At 29.0% G+C, this 902-nt stretch carries 1 protein-coding gene; it reads left to right on the forward strand.

Going from position 1 to position 902, the window contains the following annotated elements:
- On the forward strand, positions 1-733 hold a 733-nt coding region (locus AC07XN_RS24500), incomplete at its 5' end, for an IS4 family transposase (RefSeq protein WP_494744954.1).
- Positions 734-902 lie beyond the last annotated feature (169 nt).

Below are 902 nucleotides of genomic sequence, written 5' to 3' on the forward strand. Positions count from 1 at the left end.
CAAGTTAGATTTTCGTAATGGTAAAGAAACAGATGCAGATTGGTTGAACCAAAAAGGTATAGATGTTTCTGTTAATGATTTGCATTTAATGGATTTAGGCTATTACAAACTAACTCATTTTACAAGCATTGTTCAAAAAGGTGGCTTCTTTATTAGTAGATATAAAATAGGGACAAGTCTTTTTAATAAAAATATTCAAGGAAAATATGTAGCAATAGAATGGGCTGATATTTTCAATCAAATAAAAGGAGATAATTTTGATAGAGAGGTGTATTTAGGTGGTTCGAAAGATAAACTTAAAGTACGTTTGCACTTACAAAAAATACCAGAAGAGATTGCTCAAAAACGTCTAAAGAAGTATGAAAGTAAAGAGAAAAACCAGTCAAAAAATAGAAGAACTCCCTATCGAAACTCTGATTTCAAAAAAGAATTAGCTCATTATAATGTTTTCATTACAAATGCACCCCATGAACTCCTAAAAACAAGTCAAATATACCCTTTTTACAGGCTTAGATGGCAAATAGAGTTACTTTTTAAAATATGGAAAAGTATTTTTGAAATTAATAAAATAGGTAAAATGAGTATTGCTCGGTTTGAATGTTATCTCTATGGAAAGCTAATTGCCATTCTATTGAGTGGATATATTCAAAGCCTTTTTAATGATTTTATTGGAGAACAAATAGACTTTGAACTTAGCGAATGGAAAGCTTATAAAATTGTAAAAAAAACTTAAAAGTATTTTGGAATCATCTCCAAAAACGAATGATAGGACTAAAAAAATGGTTAAAAAGTATTTTTGAAGAATTATGGATGAGAGCTAAAAAAGAGAAAAAAAAGACCGGAATTAAACAATACAAACCTTACACTAAAGACATTATTAACTCATAGCCTGACGGCTATGG

It is taken from the genome of Arcicella sp. GW458-12-2-14-TSB2, from assembly GCF_059423785.1.